At 44.6% G+C, this 24,418-nt stretch carries 25 protein-coding genes and 1 pseudogene; 2 read left to right on the top strand and 24 right to left on the bottom strand.

All coding sequences use genetic code 11. From position 1 onward, the window contains the following. Positions 1-82: 82 nt before the first annotated feature. From catA to I3B46_RS09625, 4 genes and pseudogenes are all read right to left on the bottom strand, one after another. On the bottom strand, positions 83-724 hold the full coding sequence (gene catA, locus I3B46_RS09640; protein ID WP_104873538.1) for a type A chloramphenicol O-acetyltransferase: 642 nt from the start codon (positions 722-724) through the stop codon (positions 83-85). Positions 725-822: 98 nt separating this feature from the next. Then, a protein-coding gene (locus I3B46_RS09635; RefSeq protein WP_104873539.1) for an IS3 family transposase occupies positions 823-2,000 on the bottom strand; the annotation gives its coding sequence in 2 pieces (ribosomal slippage) (positions 823-1,742 and positions 1,742-2,000; 1,179 coding nt in all). Between the two features lie 246 nt (positions 2,001-2,246). Continuing rightward, positions 2,247-2,522: a hypothetical protein gene (locus tag I3B46_RS09630; protein WP_104873540.1), complete on the bottom strand. Its 276-nt coding sequence runs from the start codon at positions 2,520-2,522 to the stop codon at positions 2,247-2,249. A gap of 261 nt (positions 2,523-2,783) precedes the next feature. Further along, positions 2,784-2,951 (bottom strand): annotated as a pseudogene (locus tag I3B46_RS09625) (isocitrate/isopropylmalate family dehydrogenase); the annotation flags it as partial. Between the two features lie 285 nt (positions 2,952-3,236). On the opposite strand from I3B46_RS09625, the gene I3B46_RS22390 reads away from it, so the two are divergent. Continuing rightward, entirely contained in the window at positions 3,237-3,437 is a 201-nt protein-coding gene (locus I3B46_RS22390; RefSeq protein ID WP_196993230.1) for a hypothetical protein, read from the top strand. 295 nt (positions 3,438-3,732) lie between these two features. Beyond that, positions 3,733-3,963, top strand: a complete 231-nt coding sequence (locus I3B46_RS09615; protein ID WP_196993216.1) for a DNA polymerase III subunit theta — start codon at positions 3,733-3,735, stop codon at positions 3,961-3,963. Between the two features lie 4 nt (positions 3,964-3,967). Here I3B46_RS09615 and I3B46_RS09610 read toward each other — a convergent pair whose 3' ends face one another. The 20 genes from I3B46_RS09610 to I3B46_RS09515 all read right to left on the bottom strand — a co-directional run bounded on the left by I3B46_RS09610 (position 3,968) and on the right by I3B46_RS09515 (position 24,414). Then, the gene (locus I3B46_RS09610) at positions 3,968-5,302 is read right to left on the bottom strand and encodes a phage tail fiber protein (RefSeq protein ID WP_196993209.1); all 1,335 of its coding nucleotides are present in this window, start codon (positions 5,300-5,302) and stop codon (positions 3,968-3,970) included. Between the two features lie 64 nt (positions 5,303-5,366). Further along, positions 5,367-10,187, bottom strand: coding sequence for a TipJ family phage tail tip protein (gene gpJ / locus I3B46_RS09605; RefSeq protein ID WP_196993208.1), 4,821 nt, complete (start codon positions 10,185-10,187; stop codon positions 5,367-5,369). A gap of 52 nt (positions 10,188-10,239) precedes the next feature. Then, entirely contained in the window at positions 10,240-10,845 is a 606-nt protein-coding gene (locus I3B46_RS09600) for a tail assembly protein (protein WP_014657920.1), read from the bottom strand. Further along, positions 10,842-11,552: a C40 family peptidase gene (locus I3B46_RS09595; protein ID WP_113532814.1), complete on the bottom strand. Its 711-nt coding sequence runs from the start codon at positions 11,550-11,552 to the stop codon at positions 10,842-10,844. The genes I3B46_RS09600 and I3B46_RS09595 overlap by 4 nt, the downstream gene beginning before the upstream one ends. Further along, a complete protein-coding gene (locus tag I3B46_RS09590) occupies positions 11,549-12,292 on the bottom strand; it encodes a phage minor tail protein L (RefSeq protein WP_196993207.1) in 744 nt (247 codons plus the stop codon). The genes I3B46_RS09595 and I3B46_RS09590 overlap by 4 nt, the downstream gene beginning before the upstream one ends. Beyond that, complete coding sequence (locus I3B46_RS09585; RefSeq protein ID WP_196993206.1) at positions 12,289-12,624, bottom strand: phage tail protein; 336 nt, start codon at positions 12,622-12,624, stop codon at positions 12,289-12,291. The genes I3B46_RS09590 and I3B46_RS09585 overlap by 4 nt, the downstream gene beginning before the upstream one ends. Positions 12,625-12,629: 5 nt before the next feature. Then, a complete protein-coding gene (locus I3B46_RS09580) occupies positions 12,630-16,067 on the bottom strand; it encodes a phage tail tape measure protein (RefSeq protein WP_196993205.1) in 3,438 nt (1,145 codons plus the stop codon). A gap of 43 nt (positions 16,068-16,110) precedes the next feature. After that, positions 16,111-16,542 carry a hypothetical protein gene (locus I3B46_RS09575; protein ID WP_196993204.1) on the bottom strand — a complete coding sequence of 144 codons (432 nt, stop codon included), beginning with the start codon at positions 16,540-16,542 and terminating at the stop codon, positions 16,111-16,113. Between the two features lie 54 nt (positions 16,543-16,596). After that, positions 16,597-16,836, bottom strand: coding sequence for a phage tail assembly protein T (locus I3B46_RS09570; RefSeq protein ID WP_395756058.1), 240 nt, complete (start codon positions 16,834-16,836; stop codon positions 16,597-16,599). Between the two features lie 62 nt (positions 16,837-16,898). Beyond that, positions 16,899-17,291: a phage tail assembly chaperone gene (locus tag I3B46_RS09565; protein ID WP_196993203.1), complete on the bottom strand. Its 393-nt coding sequence runs from the start codon at positions 17,289-17,291 to the stop codon at positions 16,899-16,901. After that, a complete protein-coding gene (locus I3B46_RS09560) occupies positions 17,291-17,773 on the bottom strand; it encodes a phage tail tube protein (protein WP_196993202.1) in 483 nt (160 codons plus the stop codon). Before I3B46_RS09560 ends, I3B46_RS09565 begins: the two co-directional genes overlap by 1 nt. 61 nt (positions 17,774-17,834) lie before the next feature. Beyond that, positions 17,835-18,167 (bottom strand): hypothetical protein, encoded by a 333-nt coding sequence (locus I3B46_RS09555; RefSeq protein ID WP_014656484.1) that lies wholly within the window; start codon positions 18,165-18,167, stop codon positions 17,835-17,837. After that, positions 18,164-18,613, bottom strand: a complete 450-nt coding sequence (locus tag I3B46_RS09550; RefSeq protein ID WP_014656485.1) for an HK97-gp10 family putative phage morphogenesis protein — start codon at positions 18,611-18,613, stop codon at positions 18,164-18,166. The genes I3B46_RS09555 and I3B46_RS09550 overlap by 4 nt, the downstream gene beginning before the upstream one ends. Next, entirely contained in the window at positions 18,606-18,929 is a 324-nt protein-coding gene (locus I3B46_RS09545) for a phage head closure protein (protein ID WP_196993201.1), read from the bottom strand. The genes I3B46_RS09550 and I3B46_RS09545 overlap by 8 nt, the downstream gene beginning before the upstream one ends. Before the next feature lie 9 nt (positions 18,930-18,938). Then, positions 18,939-19,265, bottom strand: a complete 327-nt coding sequence (locus I3B46_RS09540; RefSeq protein WP_196993200.1) for a head-tail connector protein — start codon at positions 19,263-19,265, stop codon at positions 18,939-18,941. After that, positions 19,265-19,450, bottom strand: a complete 186-nt coding sequence (locus tag I3B46_RS09535; protein ID WP_014656488.1) for a DUF7210 family protein — start codon at positions 19,448-19,450, stop codon at positions 19,265-19,267. The genes I3B46_RS09540 and I3B46_RS09535 overlap by 1 nt, the downstream gene beginning before the upstream one ends. Before the next feature lie 47 nt (positions 19,451-19,497). Then, positions 19,498-20,712: a phage major capsid protein gene (locus I3B46_RS09530; protein WP_196993199.1), complete on the bottom strand. Its 1,215-nt coding sequence runs from the start codon at positions 20,710-20,712 to the stop codon at positions 19,498-19,500. A gap of 11 nt (positions 20,713-20,723) precedes the next feature. Next, entirely contained in the window at positions 20,724-21,575 is an 852-nt protein-coding gene (locus tag I3B46_RS09525) for a head maturation protease, ClpP-related (protein ID WP_196993198.1), read from the bottom strand. Positions 21,576-21,580: 5 nt separating this feature from the next. After that, positions 21,581-22,897 (bottom strand): phage portal protein, encoded by a 1,317-nt coding sequence (locus I3B46_RS09520; protein WP_196993197.1) that lies wholly within the window; start codon positions 22,895-22,897, stop codon positions 21,581-21,583. Continuing rightward, on the bottom strand, positions 22,897-24,414 hold the full coding sequence (locus I3B46_RS09515; protein WP_196993196.1) for a terminase large subunit: 1,518 nt from the start codon (positions 24,412-24,414) through the stop codon (positions 22,897-22,899). Before I3B46_RS09515 ends, I3B46_RS09520 begins: the two co-directional genes overlap by 1 nt. Positions 24,415-24,418 lie beyond the last annotated feature (4 nt).

Raw genomic sequence — 24,418 nt, 5'->3', positions numbered from 1 at the left:
GACCGCCATTGCAGATAAGTTAACTCAAAACATAATAAAACAGGGCTTCACTAGATATGAAACCCTTTAATTTAACCTGAGCTTATTTAAATTTACTGTTACACAACTCTTGTAGCCGATTAATAAAGCGTGCAACATGGAAGCCATCACAAACTGCATGATGAACCTGTACTGAGAGCGGCAATAACAGTCTATCCCCTTCTTGCTGATATTTTGCCATTGTTATAATGGGTGCAAAATAATCGGTAAAATTAGCAACATTTAAATTAAAGCTATCAAAATTAACCCAAGGTAATGCTGAAATATTTAAATGATTTTCTGGTGTTACCCCTTGAGGAAATAACTTGGTATCACTTTTATAACGTTCCATTACCGATAAATAATTCACCATAAATTGATCAATATCGGATGAGTATGGGCAACTCAGTGCTGAAAATGTCTCTGTTTCTTGATGGAATACGGTGAATTGTGGGTCGACTGAATCCCATACGATCAATTCATCATCTTTTATCGCCATTCTCAACTCATCAAATTGATTCACGGCCTGAGCAATCAGATAGATCATTACCGGATAAAACTTATACGCTGAATCATCCAATGACTTTTTTAACGTCGTGATATCAATTTTGCTTGTTAAGCTAAAACCACATGGTAAACGATGCCGATAAAACTCAAAATGCTCACGGCGAACCCAATTTTTTACATCAAATTTTGTATAGTTCATAACATATCCCTTCTGAATTTTTATTTACTAAATGACTTTAATCAGAAGGGCATTCTCTCTGTCTGGATGGATAACATATTCCCTCCACTTTGTAGTGGTCAACTAAAATTGGCCACTGTTTTAGAGTTTTCCCAATATAATCGTTCTGACTCATTGGGAGTTAGACCACCGTTATACTGATGTGGCCTGAGTTGACAGTAATATCCAATGATGTAGCGAGTGATCTCTTGTTGAGCCTCAGCAAAGCTACGATAACCCACCGTTGGCACCCATTCCGTTTTCAGACTTCTAAAGAAGCGCTCCATCGGCGCATTATCCCAGCAATTTCCTCGGCGCGATAAACTCTGCTTTATTTGAAAACGCCACAATAATTGGCGGTATTTACGACTGGTATAGTGACTACCTTGATCGCTGTGGAACATGACACCTTTAGGCTTACCACGAGACTCATAAGCCATCGAAAGAGCTTTGCCTGTTAGCCTAGAATCAGGTGATAACGACATCGACCAACCAATCACTTTGCGGGCAAAAAGATCGATAACAACCGCTAAATACATCCACCGATTACCTGTCCAAATATACGTAACATCGCCAGCCCAGACTTCATTTGGCGCAGTAACCGCAAACTGACGACCTAAGTGATTTGGAACTTCAATATGTTCTTGTGAAGCTTTTCGGTAACGATGTCTTGGTACTTGGCAACTCACTAACCCAAGCGTTCTCATAAGCTTTGTCGCTCGGTATCGGCTCAGATTTACACCCTGATTTGTGACTATATCTGCAATGGTTCTCGCACCCGCAGAGCCATTGCTTGCGGCATGAGCCTCACTGACCAAGCTGCGCAGTTTTACTGTTTCAGCATTAATTACCGTTGGGCGTTTAAGCCAATAGTGATAACTACTTCGATGAACATTGAAGACTTCGCATAATGTTTTTACGCTGTAGCTCTGCTTGAGTTTCTTGATTATCAAGAATTGTTCAGTGAGTCCGACATCAACAGAGCCGTGGCTTTTTTTAATATTTCATTATGCTCTTCAAGGCGAGCCAACTTCTTTTTTAATTCCCGAATTTCTATTTGTTCAGGGGTCATCGGTGAAGCTTTAGGTGTTTTTCCTTGGCGCTCTTCTCTGAGCTGGCGAACCCATTTATCCATAGTGGACTTGCCCACATTCATGGCTTGGGCTGCTTCAGTCACTGAGTAGTTTTGGTCTAGGACTAACTGCGCTGCTTCTAACTTAAATTCTGCGCTAAATAGTCGTCTTGTACGTTTTGTCATAGTGTCACCTGTTAACTTATGAGGTGATGATATCACCTCTAACTAAGTGACCAAATTCACTATGCCACTACACTTTTAGCTCAAAATACGATAGGTAATAATAATAGCAAAATTCTGCACAAACACTAAACCCTAACTAAAAACATCCATCATATTTCTAGCATGTCTAAATGATCCCGTCATTTTTATCGCTGTTGCTCACGATAATCAGCTACATTTCCCGAGTAATTCGCCTTAAGAAGCGGGTTATCTGTAGCAAAAGAGAATATAAATTGTTACTACCAATACGATAAGAATAACTATACTAAAAATTATCAAGGTCATCCTTTCTTCATTATCAATCTGTTTTGCTATTACCTCTGGCTTCTCTATTTTCTCCATTTCACGTTGATACTTTGTTACTGAGTGCTTCTTTGCTTCCCTGCTTTTATCAAACAGTGACAAAATAATAACCGGAAGGATAAGGACCAGAGCAATAAAACCGATAATGATTGAGAATGTAATAACAATTAGCCCATCCATAAAACTCCTGTTATTAATATGTTATTGTATTACTTTTATACCAATACAAACCAACAAATATTTTTATATCTTCCCCATATATTTTTTCTAAGCTCTTCAATACTAGGTCTATCACTTTTGTCTTTTGGTAAATTAATTATGGTAGAAATAATATAATACCTACCTTAAGGCAGGTAACCCAAAAAAAACAATCAAATTAATTTAAGGCAACAAAAAACGGGAGCCATTACGCTCCCGTTATTAATTATATTACGCAACAAATTACATATGGCTAATAATTGCGTCGCCGAACTCGCTACATTTCAGTAGTTTAGCGCCGTCCATCAGACGTTCGAAGTCATAAGTTACGGTCTTAGCTTCGATTGCGCCTTCCATACCTTTAACGATTAGGTCAGCCGCTTCAGTCCAGCCCATGTGACGTAACACCACAATAAGATAAATTAATTAACATACTGATAATTAACAATATACATCAAATAAAACGGCCTATAATGCTGATTATTATCAATTTATAAACCCCTTAAAGATCAATATATAACAAATAGTTTTGCAGAAAGGTTTTTAATTATAAAGTTAATGTGTTAGCATATCAGAGTAGTGTATTTAACCAGTACCACTGAAGGGACACTCATCGCCTTAGTATCTTGTATCATTGCGTCACGTTTGATTGCTTATCTTTCTTTCCGCAGCATTGATTCTTCTAAGGGGGTTAACATGAACAAAACCCAATTCTTTTTACTTATTATTGGCTGTATTACTGAGTCTCTATGGGCTTATTTGGTAGGCGTTTTGAGTGCTAGTGGAATTAATCTGACCAGTTTCGAAGGGGATGTACTGGTTAAATACATTAAAACCCGTCATGGGGTGTCGGGGGTCGGAGGTTCAAATCCTCTCATGCCGACCAGAATTCCCTAAGAAAACCAACCTGTTATGGTTGGTTTTTTTGTGGGTGAAATTTTAAAAAGGTAAAATGGCGGTAAAATGACGGTAAAATGACGACACAATTACACTATATATCACCGCCTTCCTCAGCTTCCAATTCAGCCTTCTTAGCATCTTCTTCAGCTTGCTTCTCTGCTGCTTCTTTTGCTAATCGCTCTGCTTCTATCTTATCGAGTCTCCTCTCATTTTTGTGTCACAATTTCGGCACAGTTCGTCACAGTGATTTCCCCTTCGTGCTATACTCATTTCATTACCCCCAACGGAAAACATCATGCACAATCTCGCAGAACTATCGAAAGAAGATAAAGACAAAGTGAATGTCGATTTAGCCGCCTCCGGAGTCGCATATCGCGAAAGACTCGGGAAAGAAGCCATCGACATTGAAGTCGAGCAACAACAACCCGAGCACTTGCGCGAGTATTTCAGAGAACGTTTAGCTCATTATCGTGAAGTGAGTAAGAGATTTCCGCGAGGGTATGAGTACAGCAAAGAAGACTAGATGCTTACTCAGCTTCAATTTCGGCGTTCTTAGCCTCCTCCTCCGCTTGCCTCTCCGCCTCCTCTTTCGCCAATCGCTCGGCTTCTGCTTGCTTGAGGTTGTAGATAGAGTTACTCGGCATTTCGACACGCATATCTATCCAGCGTGATTCAGGAACGTCACACGGCTCATAGTTTTCGTAGTAAACAGGGTTGCCGTCTTTATCTATGTACTTAATGCGCTTGTTCTGAAAACGCTCCGGTAGGTCAGCGTTCTGTTGGTGGAAAACAAAAACTTCAATATCACCATCTGGTCTCACCTTGTAATCAATAAGCACCATGTTTTTACCATTGTGGTCTTGAGGAATAACAAAGCCGTTATTGATACCCCATGCTCCATCCGAGTTAAAACCGACAACGCCTTTAATTAAATAGTGCCCTACACCAAGGTGCTCCATTTCAACGCCTTCAGATTCTTCGTTTAACTCAATGTGATCGGCGAAAAGTTTTACCACCGGCGATGCTGCTTTTAAGTTGCCGTTGGAGTCTTTTGTTGTATTGCCTGTTGAGTAAATTTCAAACCAGCCATTCCACACGCCATTATTTTTTTGTCGGTAAGCGAGTAATTTGGCGGTATTTCCTTGAAGTTGCAGTATCATCCCTGACTGGTCGGCTCCACCCGCTCGACACGCATGAATGAGTGGAGAGTAACTATGAAAGTTATTACCTGCCGTAGTCGCTCCGCCTCCACCCGAATAAAATCCACTTTCTAAACGCAATTCATTAGCATCTGTAAAAATGAGTCCCACCCCTCCCACTCCATAATCCCCAACTTGCATTAGCGTGCCGGATTTATCAGGCAAGGTATGCGTCCCTTTAGTCGACTTAATTGCGTTCTTACTGAAAGTCACATCACCAGTAATAGTTCCACCCGCTTTATCAAACTTCCCATCTAGCAGCTTATCCCGCTCTGCTTCTGTGCGTGTTTTTCTCACAGTGCCATCAGGGAGTTTGACATCAATAACTCCCGACTCCGTCATTATGCGATTCTGTATATCACTGAACTGTACGTTAGATGAATTCATTGCAACAATCGCGTTTGCTGCTGCTGAAATTGAATCCATTGTTGTTGTGAAAATAACGTATTTAGCACCAGTTTGTGCTGTCGGGATTGGAAAGTTTAATGTTAGTTCTGTGTTCGACTGTATTGAGTGAATGCTGTTGTTATGAACAGTGTTGCCGATTTGAATCTGTATCATCTGCATTGGAAGTACAAGATTAATATTCTCTTTCCACTTAGTGCCCACTCCAATTAGTTTTGTGCTGTTTGCTGTCGTTGTGACTGTTCCTACGTTGTACATAATATTCTCCGAAATTTAGATACAAAAAAACCGCAATTAAGCGGCTTGTTTATGTGATAGACTTTTAACTGATTTTAAATGATGATGAGTTATGTTTGCAGGCAATAACCATTGCTGGCAGTATCTTAGTCGTACACTTCCCTGCATGATATGTGGTGTATCTAACTGTAACGACAACGTCTTTTTTGCTAGCAGGTATTGTTGCGTAGAATGAGCAAACTAATTTCCATGAACTTCCATTTATCACCTTTGTTGTTTGCGGTGTATGTGTTACCCCATCAATAATGATTTGAACATAGGCATCGATAATTGCGTCTGAATAAGACCCTGCTGACTCAAACTGCATCGTTGGCATTAATAAATCAACATCATACGGCATTCCCCCTGTATAAATGATCTTTGACTCAATGACTTGGTCATATTTACTACCATGGATTTCTTCTTTGGTGGCATACTTGTAAGTTGCTGCTACCGCATTATCGCCAATTAACTTTTCAACATAAACAGTTCCATTAAACTCACCATCAGTTGCATAAATCTTCCCGGTTATTTCAGCGTCATTTGCAATCAGCTTCCCGTTTTCAAAATCCAGCATGAGACCTTTTTTAGCTGAAGGATCCCAATTTTTGGATTTGATAGTCGAACCAATTAACAGCTTTTCAATTGTCGCTTGATTAATAAACGCTTCATTGATAAACACCTGCCCATTTTCAACAAAGAAAACTGGCTCTAACTTGCCGCTGGATGGATTGAAAATGCCGAACGTATCGGCGCTAAAGCCGATTTGTGTGACCACCTTGCCGTTTCTTACTTCCGCTCCCATCATGAATTTCGCATCGTAATATTGATTGTTCCAGTTGATGCCGGTCTTAATTGTGTAGATAGCAGAGCCATTGCCGTTGTGGTCAAAAATGGTTTGCCCTCGCTGCTCAATCGCTGCCTGCTGATTGTCAAACTCAGCTCTCGTCAACTGACTGAAATCCGCCAAAGCTTGCTCGTTGTCGCTGATTGACTGCTTGTTATCACTGATTGACGACTCTGCTTGACCGATTCGAGTAGATAAATCTGTGTTAACTTTAGCAATCGCCTGGTCTTGCTTCGCAATCGCTTCTTTCTGCGTGTCAATTTGGGCTTGAACGGTGTCAATCCTGCTATCAAACTTCGCGTTGAGCTGTTCATGGCTTTTTGCAACTGACTGCTGAGTATCTGCCAGCGCTTCTTCTACTCGCGTAAAACGAGCATTGTTCTCACCGAGCTGGGCATCAATTTGCGTGAACTTCTGCGCATAAGCTTTATCGTTATCAACAATAATTTTGTTGGTCTCACGAATAGAGGCTTTTGCACGTAAAAGCTCAGACCCTTGCTCATTTTGCTGCGCTGCGAGTTGTAGCGTCGTTTCAGCTTGCGATGACTCGATGTTAGACTGCGTGTTTTGAAGGTTCGCTATCGTCGCTTCATTGCTATCAAAGCGTGAAGAAGACACTTGCTCAAGCTCCGTCAATGTCTTATCCGTCTCAGCGATGGCCTTTGTGTTAGTTGTCACTGCGGCGCTGATATCTGATAACTCTTTGTTTGTCTTGTCTATTTCCTCTTTATTAGCGTTAATATCTTTCCCGAGTTCTGCACGTACTTGCTCTGTACGCTCAGAGTGTGCTTTGTCTTGCTCTGCGATTGATTTACGCACATCCACGAATTCAGCTTGCGAATCTTCGTAGTGCGCTTTCACGCTCTCCGCTAGCTCGGCTGTTGCTTTTTCATTCGTCGCTGTTGCATTCGCAATACGCTTGACGTCCGCTTTCGACTGTAGCAACTCAGAGCTATGTTGGTTCACTTGAGCTGTCGTCTGCATTATCGCTTCTGAAACTGCAAGCTCCACATTTGACAATGACGTCTCAAAGTGCGTGATATAGCCGCGCATCTCGCCGAATTCAGCTGTAGTTGATTGTTCAAACTTCGCTTGTGATTGCTTTAAATCGGCGGTTGCTGTCTCAACTGTTGTGACGCGTGATTTAACACCATCGACATCAGCTTTTACTTGACTGATTTGCTGCGCTGTTGCTTTCTCATAGCTCGACTGAGCATCCTTAATATTCAGGATTTCAGATGCGTTATAATCGACTTTTGCGGTGATTTGCTCTTGCCAGCGCGCGGCAGCTTCTCTGTCAGTGACTTGCACTTGCTCAATGCGGAATATCTCAGCTTTTCTATCTGCAACTTCTTCTTTCAAACTGAAATGTACTTCCGTCGTGAGCTTAGTGTTCATCATCACAGCTTCGCTGACCGCTTCAACATCTCTGTCAATGCTGACAACTTTCTGCTTCACATCAATCGTGTCCAACTCAAGCTCTGCAATCGCTTCTTTGCTAAAGTCAATCTGCTCTTGCATCTGTTTGCCAGCTTCGTTGGTGAGGAAGGTGTCGCCAACCGCGTCCAGAATACCCTCAACATCCGTTGATGACTCACCTAAAACAACATTTGTCCACTCGGATTGATTGCCGCTTTTATCTACCAGCCTTGCACGGAAATAGAACCGTACGCCAGCCTTTAGGCCGGACATACGATACGATTTTAGCGGATAAGGTACATCAGCCAGCAGCTGCATAGATTCAACTGTGTTTTCAGATGAATATTGCAGTTCTGTTTTTAGCGTGTCGCTCGTGTTCGCATCAAATCCCCAATTGAGAGTAATTCCCCAAACCTCAGAAGTGGCTCGTAAATTTAAGGGTTTTGGTGGATTACCTTCTTTTCCGTTGAGTTGAGTTTCATCTGCATTAGCCCACACGCTGGAAATTTCAGACGCATTAATCGCCCGTACGCGAACTTGATAACGGCCTGCATAAATGCCATTAACTTCAAAACCCAGCGTTGATGTACGCGGGGCATTTATCCAGTTACCGTTGTCACGACGCCATTCCGCCTCATACGCAATCGCACTTTCAGCCGCTTCCCAATCAACCCGTAAAGTTGTAAATGCAATGCCTTGGTCTACTTGTGTGTATGAAGAAATACGCACATTTTTAGGCGCTGGCTGTACTTTGGGTGGTATAACGGTAATGGGTCTTTCGTCAATACGTGCACCAGCATCGATATGCTCATAATTGTCAGGGTTATGGATAGCACCTGAGATGGTGTAAGTATTATCACCGTTATCGCTGATGTTAATAACGCGGTACAACTGGATAGCTAAATCATCCGAATCAACCACCCATACCGCTTCTTTTTGCGGCACTTGCGAATATTCAACTGAAACGGTGACAACTTTTTGATTCACTGACGTAACAGTGCGCCCTTCTGATTTACCATCGGGCAAGTTCACAATTAAGCGATCACCCACTTTAATAGAGGTCGTTCTATCAAGCGTAATCTTGCGACCATCAACAGAGGAAATACGTCCGCCAGTGCTACGACCTGCCAATGTTGAATCGGCTAACCCGATAATATGACCAGGAGAAGGTATCGCGCCTTCAAGCCCTGTCGCAAAAGTGACCATGCGGTCATTCGCGTTCGTCAATAATGCCCAGCGACCACGACGATTGGCTTCACTGCGACGGGTACAACCAATTGCAGATAGCTCTGTTTTTCTTACACCATATCGACGCTGAAGCTTTAAGTCCGCGACGGCTTCAACATCATCATTGCTGTGGTTATCAATATCGGTAAAGGAAACTAATGCTTGAGTATAACGGTTTTGAATGCTGCCGCCTGAATAAGCTGGTTTACCACCAACAATATTTGCATTGGTAAACGTGCGAAATATAGGTTCAGGCATATCTGCAACGGCATTGACTTTGTTATCTGCCCAAAACGTCATACCTCTAAATATCGCAGCAATATCACGTAAAACGGTATAGGCAGTCTCTTGTGATTGAATATACACATCACACAAGAAGCGAGGCTCTTTTCCATCTCCACCGCGCCCATCTGGCACCATTTCATCGCAATATTGTGCAATCTTATACAGATCCCACTTATCAATTTGTGAAGCATTAATGCGATCACCACAACCGTAGCGGTTATTTAAAACCAAGTCATAAAACACCCACGCTGGATTATTGGTTGCTGCAAGCTTAAATGTTCCATCCCATACACCAGAGTATGTGCGATTAATCGGGTCGTAATTCGTTGGCACTTTAATCAGTAACCCACCTTTAGGCCGTACACTGATTTTTGGGATGCGGTTATTAAATTGACGGGCGTTGAAGGTGATAAATAGCAGTGCGGTATTTGGATAACGCAGTTTTGCGTCAATCACTTCCACAACGGCGGCAATTGTCACTTTATCGGCAATACGGGCGGTATTCTGATTCTTAGTGAGCCGGCGAACACGCAATTGCCAGCCTGTAGTGGCTTTGGGTAAATCGACACGGTGTGATCGTTGGTATTCACTAGTTGTCTTACCGTCAAATGCCGATTTGATAATTTCTTTATAGCCTGAACCATCTGTCGATAGTTCTATAACGTAATCAATGCGATAGCCTGTAGTGTCGCCGTTATCGTGCTGTTGCAACAGTTGAGGAACAGAAAAGCGAACGCGAACCGCCGACAACTGGGTGTTGTTGATGCTTCTTACATATGGTTGATCATCTTTAAGTTCCAGCCCTACCGCAATTTCATTATCAACAGAAGGAATACCTTGAATATATTCTTGATGCTCACTGCCTGGTCTAAACTCTAAAGTAACGTCTTCAAAGTTCTTCGAGCCATCAGCGTTGGCGATCGGGGTATCATCAAGAAATACACGCGTCTCATCTAACCCGCCCGCAATTTCCCCTTCTGAAATCGCCAGTAAAATTTTCGCGGTTGATTCCGCCAATAAACTATCGGGTGACTCGACGGGCGTATGTCCGCCTCCTCCGCCCCCTTTTGCACCGTATATCGTTTCCATATTTCACCCATAAAAAAAGCCACATAAGTGGCTATTCTGAAATTCATTGTTGTTATTGCTGATCTTCGGTATATATCCCTGCAGAGATAATAGCGCCGCCGATTTCGCGTCGGTCTAGCCCATAAAATAGCGGCACAGGATTACCTTGCGCAGTGGTGTTGACTGTGCCACCAAAGGCATAAGACGGTTTATTGTCGGCGTCTTGACGCACAGATAAGCCACGCGGCTGAGGTGACAGCATTTGCACTACGCCACCTAGCGCCATCGCAGCACCGCCCATAGCCAATGCCCCGCCCCATGTTCCAGCAGCAGTAAATGCAACAGATAAGCCGCCGGATAAAAATGCTGCCGCACCAATCATGGCCACACCTAAAATAGTCTGGAAAAATCCGCCTCGTTTACTTCCTTTAATGATTGGTGCTATGCGGATATCTTCTGTGGTATCAAGATGTAATTCATCTTCACTAATATTGCGCTTACCTTTAAATACAGCAAACTCTAGCCCTTTCAGGTGTGCATTCGCGAGGAATTGCTCAAAGCCGTCATAAAGCACTGATAATGCTTTTATGGCTTCACGAGGGGAATCTATATCTAATTTATGTTCACGCCCAAATTTTGCGCCCAGCACGCCGTAAAGCCGTATTGTTTTTAAACTCATACCAACTCCTTGCGTCTCACTATTTTTACCGTCCGATCTCGCCAGTAATCGCTGTAGGGTACTAACCTGCTGAGTTGGCCATAAAGATGATGTAGCAGCATTCCATTAGAGATAACACCAGCGTGATTAGGTACATCGGCTTGCACTTGCATAATCACCATGTCACCTTCTTTAGGCTCACCAGTAACGTCGACAAAACCTGCTTTCTGGTAATTATCCATGTATAAGTTTTCACCTTCTTCCCACCAATGCCTATCGACACTATAGTTATGCAGCTCAATACCGTATTTTTGCCGGTAATAGTCCATAATGAGCGACCAACAATCAGCATAACCCAGCACAAAAGGCCGCCCTTCTAATTCGCGCTCACCTCGAGGGTAAATAATTCGAATATCACCCTCAGGCCATGATGCAATAACCCACGGCAATCCAGTTGCATCACACTGTAATTTATCTATTTCACTCGGTTGTGTTGTCACGCCATCACCACAATGGCTATGCACTATCGCAATTGGCTCACCCCAGTCCTCAGCAAGAGCGTAATCTTCTGGCGACAATTCAAAATGTTCATCGGGGCTATCAGAAAGGTTACGGCAGGGGAAATATTTTTTGGCTCGGCTTTTTTGGCAAATAACACCACAGGCCTCTTTGGGATATTCAGCTTTCACATGCTCAAATATCAGTTCAGTTAATTTCTTTGTGATCATCGTATTAACCCCGCTGCTGGGAAACCTCCGAAGTCCAAAGGTTCATTCTCACCAAAGCGCTTTTTACAATCACTGATAAGCCCACCACATTTATCTAGTGATGGATCATCAACTGGCTCACCCCGCTCATTGAAGTACTTTGTGCCAGTGTAGTTACACCCGCGACCACTGCGGTAATCCCCTTTCATGCACCAATAGCACAGATTATGTATCTGGCGAACGGGTATCATAATTCCCTGTAAATCAAACGGGGTAGAAAGCTCGAACTCAACAGCTTCACCAGCGACTTCATTTTTTTTCCGGTCAATGTAATACACTTGAGTAAAGCATTCGTCAGGGTTAGCGGTTGGGTTGCCATCCGTGAAATTTTTAGCATCAAGATAGTGAGCAAAAGTTTCATAAATAGTGACCTTGGCTAAGGCCATGTCGTCAAATTGCAAACACAATGACGATATCAGCCCATCGATGTTAGCAACCCTCAATGTTGGCCTTGGCGGGCTACCATCGCTATTTTTTGACATGCCCTCAATTTCATAAGGCCACGCACCGTACTCATTGCCTTGCCACCAAATCGACTTGGGTTTTAATTCATCCTCTGCCGATTCAATTTCAGTCGGGGTATGTCGTAGGTTATAGCCATGAAAGCGCAATACAGGCCCATCAAACTCGCTAGCATCAACTTCAATGAGTTGAATTTTATTACCCGCTTCGAGCTTTTGAACGTCAGATGTAATATTCATGAGCTGAAAGCCTCAATAAATGTTGCTGATACAGAATAAACACCCGCACCTAATGCCGATGTTTTGTATGCCTCACAACGGAACAAACCCTTTTCGCGTAATGGCGGAGTGAAGATAAATGCCTTGTGTCCTTCGTGACGATCAAAAAAGGCAACAATCTGCTTGATCATTGCCTCTTCGCCTACGAACTCAAATGATGGCGTATCGGAACGTGGATTAATCCCATCGCCTGCCGTTTGTGTATACCCATCACCGAACTGTGCTTTTTTAGTTCTGAATGTCGTATCAATTTGGGCGTTAACACGAGGGCACCATGTGAACGTTTCAATCATACAGATCACCTTCTTCTGTTAATTAACAGCCAAAGTGGCGTGCCTTCTCTTGATGCCTGTTCATTGACAGTGTTCACAATTTCATTTTTGAGTTGCTGCCTAGCACCACTCACGTCACCCACTGGCTGTTGCTGCTCCTTGGTTCCATCACTAATCAGGTTAATATCACCAACATCGATATTGATAGCATTATTGGAAGTGATAGATGTAGACCCATTTTGAATATTTTCTAAGCCAAGAACACGCACACCTAATGAACCATCAGAACCCCGAGTCAGTGGCATAATCGCTTCTGGTCCCGCTTCCCCCATCAAACCAGCACCTTTAGCAAAGGCAAATAAAGTCGGAGAGCTAACAATTTGTCCGCTGTAAGAACTTAAGCTAGGTGAATCATAAACACCGCCTTTGGCATTCGGTATAATCGAACTGATAAAACTACCGAAGCCACCGCCAAAATAACTCCCCGCTGCTTTCATTGAGTTAACCATTGCCATATTAAGCAGCACTTTATTAACACTTTTTAATACATCAATAGACCAGCTTTTCCAATCAGCTTTATTGCCAATCAATAGGTCTGAGATATTATCCACCATGCCGCTCATGGTTGACTGCGTAACGCTTGAGACTTGACTTGCATAATTTGAAGCTTCATCCAACCAGTTAGAGAATCCACTTGTCAGTCCAGCACTCCAATCCATTTCAGCTTGTTTGGACTCACGGTACTTCCGATTTAGTGCATCAAGAGCTCGCTGTCTTGCGATAATGGCGTCTTTGCCTTTATCGGTTTTATCGAAAACACGCTCAATTTGTTGGCGTTCTTCAAACTGGTCTTTTTGGCGATCCCCCATGCCGTGAGAGCCTTTTGCTAAATCAGTATCGTCTTGAAATTTGCGAGTGGCATCACGAAGATCTTTAAGAGCATCAGCCATTTCACGCTGTTTACGCACAGCTTCATCGGCTTTTTGTGTCCATTCCGCCAGCTGAACAGAAGCTGATTGAATTGATTTTCGCTGCTCATCCGTCCATTTAGCGCCGGTTTCATGACCTGCCGCATAGAGTGCCGCCGCTTTTTCCCCTTGCAGGGCTCTAATACGCTGAACTTCTGTAGCTACGCTGAGATCAGCCATTTTATCTTTGTAACGCTCGGTGACTCGCTCCGCTTCTTTCATTAAAGACGTGCCAGATTTAAGCGATTTACTCATTCGCTCACGTTCATCAAAGGCTTTTAGTTTGTCGCTAATATACTGTTTTTTGTGCTCGTCATTAGAAAATGTACTTTCTGCCTCCCAAATGGCTCGCTGCTCAACCTGATCTCGCTGCTTCATACCAGCAAGAATACGCTCCTGCTCAGCACTCCATAGCATCTGCCTCTGCTGATCATTTAATTCAGGGCGATTACCCGCTAACATCGGGGCTTGAGTGAGAAGCTGACGACTTGAGAGAATGGAATTACCAATGGACAAAATGCGATTAAACTCAGATTCTTGAGCTATTTCTCTCCCCATCACAGCTAGCTTTTGATTTTTTGCCGTGTTTAATTCATGGAATGCCTTGACCGTCTGAACCGTCAACCCATTAAGAACACTGATAGTTTTCCCGCGCTCTTGTTCTTTTTCTATCAATGTTTGCTCAGCGGCTGCAACATCAATTGTTAGCTTCTGGATCTGCTTATAGTAATCTGCTTTATTTTCACTAGCCATTGTGCTTCCATGGCTTGCTAGCACATCGTGCATTTTCTGGATATTGTTTTTTGTCTGTATGATCTGCCTGTTAAGTTCTTCTATCTCTTCTGTTTGAGCTTTTAGTGCATCTTTGGTTTTCCTGCCCTCATCTAATGACTCATTTAGAGACATTTTTTTCGTGCGGGCTGCAATATCATCTAACGTTTTTGCATACTCAAGGGAGGCGCGATGTGCTTCTTCTTGGTTCTGCTTGTACATATACCACGCGCCAGCCGATAGCATGAGAATGCCGGGCAAGCCACCCGCCAGCGCTACTATGCCTTTTAACCCACGCCCCGCTGCGCCAATAACCGATGTTGTGCGGTTTAAATTTCGTCTTGCATCTCGATTATTCGAGATATCATTTGCAAGTTTGGCTTTTTCGGCATTTAGGCGTTTTTCTGCCGCAGCTTCTGCATCTGTCGCCTTGGCTGCTGCAAGTGACGCTTTTGCTTTATCTAATTTTGCTTTAGCGCTCAAAATAGCTCTATTTGAGCCTGTTGCCATAGCAATGTTGAGTTTATTCTGGGCGGTGGTGACTTTGGCTTCCGCTAAAGCCACTTTTTCTAATTGGGCACCTTGCACAACAGAACTTCTAGCATGAGCCAAAGCTGCGGCCGCTGACGCAACCTTCGCCTTCTGTTCCATCACTGTTGTTTTTGTAGTGTTGACCTGAGCGGCTGCAAGCGTCACCTCTGCTTTAGCGGAGTTAATCAGTGCGCCTGTTGCTGCAAAGGCGCTTGTTGTTAATCCAGATAAATACCGAGTAACACCAACACCAATCAATAAAAGTCCAGCATCCGCCACTTTATCAAAGTTATCACTGACCGTAGCTAACGCAGCAGACATAGAACGAGTGACACCGATCCCGCTATTGGCTTCACCAAAATATTTTTTAGCTGAGTTCGCCACTCGCGTGAACCCATCGGTGACCGTGTTATCCATTGAGTTAGCCAGCTCATTATTCGCATTTTTAGCATTAATAATGGAGTCTGCTAATAGCTTAAATGAGATGGCACCATCCGCCCCCAGTTTTTTTACTGCGGTTTCCGTAACTTTTATTCCGCCATTGGTTCTTTGAAGCTCAGCAGCAATATCCCCTAAAATGGTCGGAGTGGCGTTCATAATGGCGTTCCAGTTATCCCCAGCCACCTTTCCAGCAATCATAGCTTTACCAAATGCGGATATCGCGGATTGTGTTGCATTGACACTGGTCGCATTTGCGGTGAACGAGGATGACATGGATTCGACAAGGTCAATGGTTTGTGCGGTGCTAAAACCTAACTCCTGCATTGACTTTGCTGCAGTGACATACATTAACTGTGTGTCTTCAATGTTCTTACCGTTTCGATTGCTAATCTCTAAAAAACGATTTTGCAAGTTTTCATATTGATTTGTACTACCTTCCACAGACTTTAGTGCCATCTTGATACGGGCTGCCATTTGCCCCCATTCATCTACCGTGGAAACTATGGCGGAGACAGAGAAAAAACCCGCCATAGCACCTGCCATCCCTTTTGCGGTCATGGTGACGGTGCTTAGTTGCTTATTAATGTCAGCAAGTGCATTCTGTTGCGCGCGAAGGCTCTGTTGATACCGACGCCCACTGGCTCCCATGTTTTTGTAATAATCGTTGCTGAGACGAGACATTCTCGCCAATTCGGATTGATAACTGCTGGAATTTGCAGATATCTTTATAATTAATTCACGTAACTTTGCCACTTTGCGGTCTCCATAAACAAAAAAAACCGCCGAAGCGGTCATGTTACCTGTTGCAAATCCGTTGCCACATATCAAGCCCCAGTTGGTCATAGGGATAAATGAGTCTTAACGATGCAATTTCCTTCGAATCACCGGAATCTGGCTTAAAAGTGTATTCAAATTTAAAATATTCATTACTACCTACAACTTGCTTAATCTCGTCACTCATATTTGAAAAATACATATAAGGTCGTTCATCTGGTTTTATGCTGGACTTTTGAGACAGTTTTATCTCACCACATAACGTTCCATTATCTGAGTTTTTAGGGGTATCAGGGATGAAAGTTAAGTCTTTGAATTCTAACTTATACGGAAACATATCCTTGCGGGATTCAATGTGCTTTGTAACTTTATCAATAATCTCTTGGTTTGGATCTCCACACCCAAAAAGTAAAAATGAAGATGCCAAGACAGCAGTAACAATCAGTTTTTTCATAATGACGCCCTGTAATAGATATAGGGCTACTATACAAAATCACTGACCTCACTGCTACTTAGATCGTTGTGCTAGATTGCTTAAAAACGACTCAAAACTACTTACGTCATCATTTGAAGCCTCTACTTGCTCATCCGAACTCCAAATGGGCAGCATATCGGCAACAGTGGCTTTTACACCCTGTGAGTTGAGAACAACCGAAGAAATTAGAGCGGCATGAATATCACTGCGGTGATCTCCTATCGGACTGATTGCATCATACTCAAGCCACATCTGAAGCTCACTCATACTCATACTTGACGCTAGCTCATCAAGTGTTTTTCCAAGCCTGAGAGCTAACGTCATCATGAAGTTAATTAAGGGGTTTCTAACTTTTTTTTCGCAATTTCTGCCGTCATAGTTAGCTCAAAAGCCGCATTTAATATGCGAGAGTGGACAGGACCATAAGTTTTAAATACCTCGTCACTATCACTGAGTTTAAATACTGGCTCTTTATCTTTATCAAGAAGTACATCAATGAGCAAAATAACATCGGCCTTGATGTTGAGCTCCGTTTGCTCAATCGCTGAAAGCTCTTTTTCTCCAGCGCTATCTAGCAATGCTTGATGATCCATGCGAGCCTTGATAGAGGGCTCACGAATAATAACCTCTGCATCATCCCATTCGGGAATAACGATTTCTTTTGTGCGAAATGAACGCTCTGCACTGAGGGCTAGATCACGCAAATTAGACTTTTTAACTTTAGCCATTACTTACTGCCTCCGGTCGGTTGAGACTGCGTTGCTGGTGCTGACTTGCCTTTTACGACGGGCGTTGGCTTACCTTTCAAGCGCAGCGTAAATGAAGCGCTAACAACGCCACCAGTGGAAACTGACCAGCTATTTTGACGCACCTCCGCTAAAAAGACGTAACCATTACCCGAGGGAAAAACCACTTTAAAGGCATGAACCGTGTCGTCGTCATACGCCTGACGTAACACCTCCTGACCCTCGTCAGGTATCCAGTTACCACTGATAGTCACTTCTGCCTGAGCTGGCAGCCCGTTTATGGTCTCCTGCTCGGTAGAGCATAGTGTTGTAACATCAATGTCGGCCTTTTGACCGCCCGTATAGCTAATTTCTTTCGTTGAGCAATCAATCGACACCGAATCTGTTTCGACTGCAGCAATATCCGTCGCCGCCAGTCTAGATACACTGATTTTGGTGCCTTGCGTTCTTTCATATTTAGCCATTCTTTAATTTCCTATAGACATAAAAAAAGCTGCCGAAGCAGCTTGTGAGGGTAATTTGAAGTTATTGCCAAACTTGACATTCTAGGGTGGCGCGAAAAAGCTTTGTGTCCGACTCATAAGATTGCCGCTCCGTTATTGATGTAGGGTTCAATACGTTAATCGCTTGCCGCATCCCATCACGAATGATCCGCGCTTCGTCAACTGTATTTGCATAGACATCAATTTGAATATTGGTCATGGTTTCCGCCTGCCCACTAAAGACATCACTCGGGATGTCGTAAATAGACAAAACGCACCAAGGCGCTGTGACGGGTTTGTTTTGTGGTACAACATAAGAAAAGACCTTGTTCGGCAAAACCGGTTTTAACAGAGGGATGATATCGCCTTCGGTCATCGTCGCAGCACCTCATCAATGGCCTGATTTAACTTGCTGATCGCAAACTCTGCTGCTTCATCCGCTTTACTGTCAAATGCAGGACGAATGAAGGGGTGCGGGGGCATTTTTGATGTCCCTTCTTCAAGGAAACGCCAATAGTAAGCGTTGTGCGGATCATCCGCTTTCATCTTACTATCACTGTTTGTTCCCGCTTTATTGGTGCCTCGAACATAAACCCCTGCCGAGACCTCACCACGCTGACGGCCGCGTTGATTACCTGCAACAATGTTTTTGGCCAGTTTCCCTGTACGCTTTGGGGCTTTCGCTCTGGCTTCATCACGCAGCACACTCGCTGCCGCATAAGCCGCCTGTCGCAATACTCTGTTACTTTCTGCCTGACTAAGTAATTCCAACTCCCTAGAAACGTCATGGAGTCCGCCAAAATCAATACGCACATCAACCATCGGAAACTCCTTGCTTGCACAACAACTCAAGACGTGTGAATTTAACATCAGGGATCACCGATTGGATGTCGTAATTTAAGCCGCGGTAAACCATGCGGCAAACAGGCGTGATATCAGAGCGATAACGCAACCAAACACGCACCGTGACTTCGGACATTTCCGCATCCGCCGCGAGTAGTTCACGACCACTAATCGGTTTAACTTCGGCTCGAACAGTCGCAATATCGACCCAATGATCATCATAAGTGCCTGACGGTAATTCAACAGGATTGTTTTTCTGAAAGGTGACTTTGTGTCGTAATCGCCCTGCTTGCATCCCGCCTCCTTATAAGCCATAAATACGGTAAGGTTGAAGTAGCGCGCTAACCGCGAGAGGCTGGGATGAGAAAGACGACCCAATCACCGCATTTTCCCGATTGGCATACCATTGACCAATCAGTAATAGCATGGCGTTTTTGACATCATCACTTAGCAGTAATGGTTCGGGATCGTCCTGATAACCGGTAGATAATTCACTTTCATACAATTTCCGCCGCGTGTAGTTTTCGACATACTTCACGGCAGCCGCTGTATAAACAGCCAGTAACTTATCATCATCAGTAAAATCAGCCTCGATATTGCAATGCGCTTTAACGAGTTCAAGAGAAAGCATTATTTCTCCTTTTTCGCCTTCGTTTGCTTTGTGCTCGACTGTCCAGTGGTGTGATTGGCAACACTGTCAGAGGCATAGCCTTTTTGGATCAATTCACGCCCATGCTGCTCAGTCGTCTCAATTTCATCACCTTCAACGGCCACGCCACCGCCAAAGCAAATGGGGCGCAATAGCTTTAGTTTCATTTCGATGCTCCCAAAAGAAAGGCGACCGCAAAGGCCGCCTAAGTGGATTACTCACCCGACGCAGGCGCTGTAAAATCGCCGTAAACAAACGCCTCTGGACGCTTCACGGCTAATGCCAAACGCTCTTCACAACGGATAGAGATCATGTTTTTCTCAAAGTCATCCGCGTTTTCAGTTGAAATCACCACGTTGGTTTCTTCGCGGTCAAAAAGCTGAGCGCCCGCGTTGAAGGCACCGGTTAAGAACTTACCTTTAAATGCGGCGGTTTCCGTGACCACGACGGGCAAGCCCCATAACGTTGGCCCTGTTAATGCCGACGGATTCGCCAGAATGTAGCGACCCAGTGAATCTTTCAGCAGTTCAATCTTCGCCCAGTCGATGAAGTGCAGAACGTGCCCTGTGGCTGGGAAACGCGCTAACTGTGCTTGCAGCATAGCCAAACGCAAATCATCAATGCCGTTTTGTTTATCGACTTCAAACTCCGCCTTGAACTTAGACGCCTGCGGGATGATACCGTGCAAATGCGCGCCAGAGCCGTCACCGAACAAAATTTCTTGCTCTTCGACAAACTTCAAGCCGTAACGCATTTCAGCATCCACCAATGACTGCAACTGTGCAAAGTCATCCAAGATCTGCTTAGACGCCTTGAACATATGTGCAATCGTCGTGACCGGCGTAATTTTGGTTGCAAACTGAATGTCGCTGTACGGCTTGGTGGTATTTTCCGGCACCACGGTAGCCGCGTTAGTAAATCCCGTTTGTTGCACCCAGAAAATGGCCGGTGAGGTTGTCTTCCCAGAAGCAATTAAATCGCGAATGAATAAGCGTTGTTTCGGCGCAACATCAATTCCCGGTAAGCGTTGTGGCTCAACCACGCCTTCTGCAACATCAACCGAGGTCAATGCAGCCTGAACGGGAACCGAAATTCGCTTGTTGCCCTGAATGCTGGAATTAATATCTTTCAACACGTCGGCTGAAATGACTTGCTGACCGATACTTTTTGCAGCCTGAACCGCGTTACCTAGCGGCATTTGAGCGACATGTTGCTCCAACTCGCCTAAGGAAGCTTTCAGTGTTTTTTCAGACTCACGCAGCGCATTGAGCTCTGTCGCCATCTTGTCGACCGCGACCTTAGTTTCCGCGCTAAGGCTGCCTACTTTTTGCGCTTCTTTTAGCGCTTCTTCGGCTTTAGCATTAAATTTACCGTTGGCTTCTTCAATTTTAGCCGACAGATTTTTCAGTAATTCATTTGTATCAGACATAGTGTCTCCAATTAGTTAACAGTGGCAAAAGCATTGACTGCCTTTTCCAATTCAGAAAGCGTTTCGGGATGAATGTCAGTGGTAGCGCTTGGCATACCGTGAGGATCTGAAGTAGCGCTCGGCATACTTCGTGTTAACGCACTGATGAGCCTTCGTCGTTCAGAGCGTGGTGTTTTAGCTTTAGCCAGTAAGGCATCTAATTTACGGATAGCCGCTTGTGGGCTTTCATCGCCATCATCCATAGCATCGGCAGCGAGCAGGCTATCGGCAAAGCCTTTTTCAATCGCATCATTCGCACCAATATAGGTTTCGTTATCCATCATCTGACTGATGGTCTCTTCTGGTAGACCGCTACGCGCAACGTAGATATCCGACATGGATTTATCGAAAGGAGCCAGATCATTCGCCAACTTCGCAAAGTCATGGCGATTGCCGACCCCCACAGCCCAGCAGTTATGGATCATCAAAAAGGCACCGCGGCCCATTTGTATTTCATCGCCCGCCATCGCAATGATTGACGCAGCGGAAGCGGCTATACCTAAAACATTGACGGTGACTTTTCCCGAGTGAGCACGGAGTAAGTTATAGATCGCTAGCCCTTCAAACATATCCCCACCCGGGCTATTGATGTTGACAACAACGTCTTGGTTTCCGATAGCGCGGAGGGCGGCAGAAATCCGCTTAGCGGTAACGCCCTCCCCCCAAAAATCCTCACCAATCACATCCAACACCGAAATAGTGTTATCCGAACTGGCAGCACGAATACCGCTATTCCACTTATCCAGTGCTTTAGGCTTGAGTTCATAGCTAACCGATGCGCAGGGGCGATCCTCCAGCGCAACTGGCAAATGACTTTTTTTCATTCAATTTACTCCTCGATATGAGGTGAGTTGTGTTGAACCGTGGGAGTACCCTCAGGGAACAACCAATTTGTGATTTGCGCCTTGAGCTGTTCAGGATCATGACGCAATGTGTCTTTTCCCAATTGTTCAATGGGCGTCAGGTTGAGCTGAACAGTATAGATGTCTCCCCCTTCAATGGGGGGTAAGTTTTCGAGCCGTCTTACGTCATTTCGGCTCATCCACCCGTTTTGCAATGCCGTCGTGTAGTATGCAGCGCGACCCGCACTGTCCGCACGGAGCAATCCCTCAACTGAAAACTCAGCGTAATAGTCATCATCACTATCAAGCAGGCAACGGTTGATTTCTTGCTCAATATTGACCAGTAACGGCCGCAAGGTGTTGGTCAGAAACTGCATGTTCATCCCTTCCACACTGGATGCCCAGCTGCTCTGTTTATCGGCATGCCCCACCATGAAAGGCGGCACCCGGAACCAGCGACAAATTTCCTCAATGCTCCATGAGCGACTCTGCAATAGCTGCGCATCTTCGGGGTTCATGGAAATGCCGTTATAAGTCAGGTCATTTTCCAAGATCATCAACTTCCCTGCATTTTCAGAGCTGATAAATGCGTTCAAGTAACCCCGCAACTTTTCACGCTGCTCTTTAGTCAGTGCCGTTTTTGAGGATAAGAAGCCTGATGCGAGCAACCCATTGCGAAAAATCTTGGCGGCCGTTTCATCGGTAGCTATCGCCGAACCTAAAATATTACGCCCCATCTGAATGGGCGTGAGTCCGACAATGCCATCTAACCCAAACCCCCGAATGTGCATCATGTTTTTAACGGGGATAGGCCGATTCTTCCCCCATTGATCCACGCATTGATAATCCAACAGGCCATTATCAAGTCGCTTTACCGTCACTAATTGTGGCAATAATGGCTGCAAGGAAACCAGCTTTCCACCGATATAGCGTTTTTCAATATACGCATTACCTTGTAAACAAAGGCTAGCAACAACCATCAACATAAAGCGTGATGGAGTCATTTCCGCGTTAGGTCGCCGGCACAGTACACGATAAGCAGGATGGTCTTTCGCTATCACCCGAGAGCCGTCAGCTTGATACTGGTAAATTTTCAAGGGCAGTGTTGAAATCGACTCACTCAGGAGCCGAACGCATGACCAGACAGCAGAAAGCTGTAGCGCCTTATCTGTTGATACGGTCTTTCCACTACTGCTTAGTCCGCCTAGCGCTTTTAATAAATCTTGAGTATCAATCCCTACCGGCGTTTTTTGCTGGCTAGCCTGTAGCTGCCGAGTCTTGCGTTGTGATTTTCGTCTGGCCATTAGCACCCTACCATGATTGGATCATCAAAAAAGCCGTCGATATCCCCGTGCTCAATCTCAACGCCGTTTGAAGCGCCAACGGCCATCGCAAAAGCAACCATACCGTCCATCCGCCCCGTTGATTTCTCTTTGGTCAGTTTACGGTTTGAAGAAGCATCTTTAATGGTAATGGCATTTGCCGCACACATATTCATCACAGGGTGATTGCCATGCCGGATCTGCTTATTGAGTAACATCTGCTCAAGCTTATCAAGCGCAGGGGCCATATCTTTGTACCCCTGCCCAAATTCAACCAGCGGCAGGCTTAAACCGATATTTTCAGCCGCCTTCTTAAACATTTGGATGCGCCAGCGGTCAAACGCAATGACTTCAATATCAAAATCAGCCAGAATTTCCGCGATATCTTTCACGACATAATCGTAATCAACCATAGAGCCGGGGGTCGTGCGAAGTAGGCCTTGTTTCGCCCACACGTCATACGGCACACGGTCCGTTTTTGCACGGTCTAATAGTGTCTGTTTCGGAGTCCAAAAGAACGGATACAGGCTCCATTTGCCATCGGCAGACTGACCAATCACCACTAAGGCGGTTAAGTCTTTCGATTCTGACAAATCAAGGCCGGCATAACATTTGCCGACAATCGGTTGAACCGGTGATTGACAAGACTCCCACACCGAACGGGAAATAAACGGCGATACCGTGGAAACACGCTGATTTAAATTCAGGTTACGAAAGGTGTTTTCACTCGACGGCATGCGTGAAGCCATCTCCGCTAATCGTTTCATATCATCCAAGGAGCGGAAATTACCCAGTGCAGGGTTCGCGGCTTTCCATGCTTCGGGATCTAACACATCCGCATCTTTATCAGCCTCATACACATGAGACACAATGTGTGGATCTTTAGAGTTTTTTGCATCGTCGAGCCAAATACTGAATAAGTCAGCATCGCTCGCGGCTTGCGTACTGATCGCAATCAGTAAGGGGTTTTTATGTGCCCCTTGCGAAGTGACAATGGCATCCACAAACTCACTGCGCGGCCCCACTATCTGTCCGACTTCATCAAGAATAGCCAAAACAGGCGATAAGCCGTGCGCGGTTTTCCCTTCGGCGGACAAGGCGCGATACTCCACATTGCACGGTTTACCCACTAATCGCTTACCGCTGGGAATGATATGGACAATCTCTTGTAGCGTCGGATTCAGATTAATCATCTTCACTGCCAAATTGAACACGATTGCGGCTTGCTCTCGGCTCATGGCACCACTGACAATTTGTGAGTTTTGCACCGCTTCAGGGCCAATCAAATGCGCCAGCAAAATACCGGCAATCAACCCTGTTTTCCCGTTCTTACGGGCAATACTTAAATAGGCTTTATCCGTGCGATGTGGATTATCGTAGATCGCCAAAATAAACCGCTTTTGGAAATCATCCAACCGCATAGGTTGGCCTAATAGCTCCCCTTCGGGAACAATACAGTAACGCTCAATAAACGCGATAACACGTTCACCTCGTGTCATGGTT

Origin of the sequence: Providencia sp. 2.29 (assembly GCF_015832305.1) — a bacterium.
Taxonomy (GTDB): Bacteria; Pseudomonadota; Gammaproteobacteria; order Enterobacterales; family Enterobacteriaceae; genus Providencia; species Providencia stuartii.
This window is presented reverse-complemented; position numbering and strand designations above follow the sequence as displayed.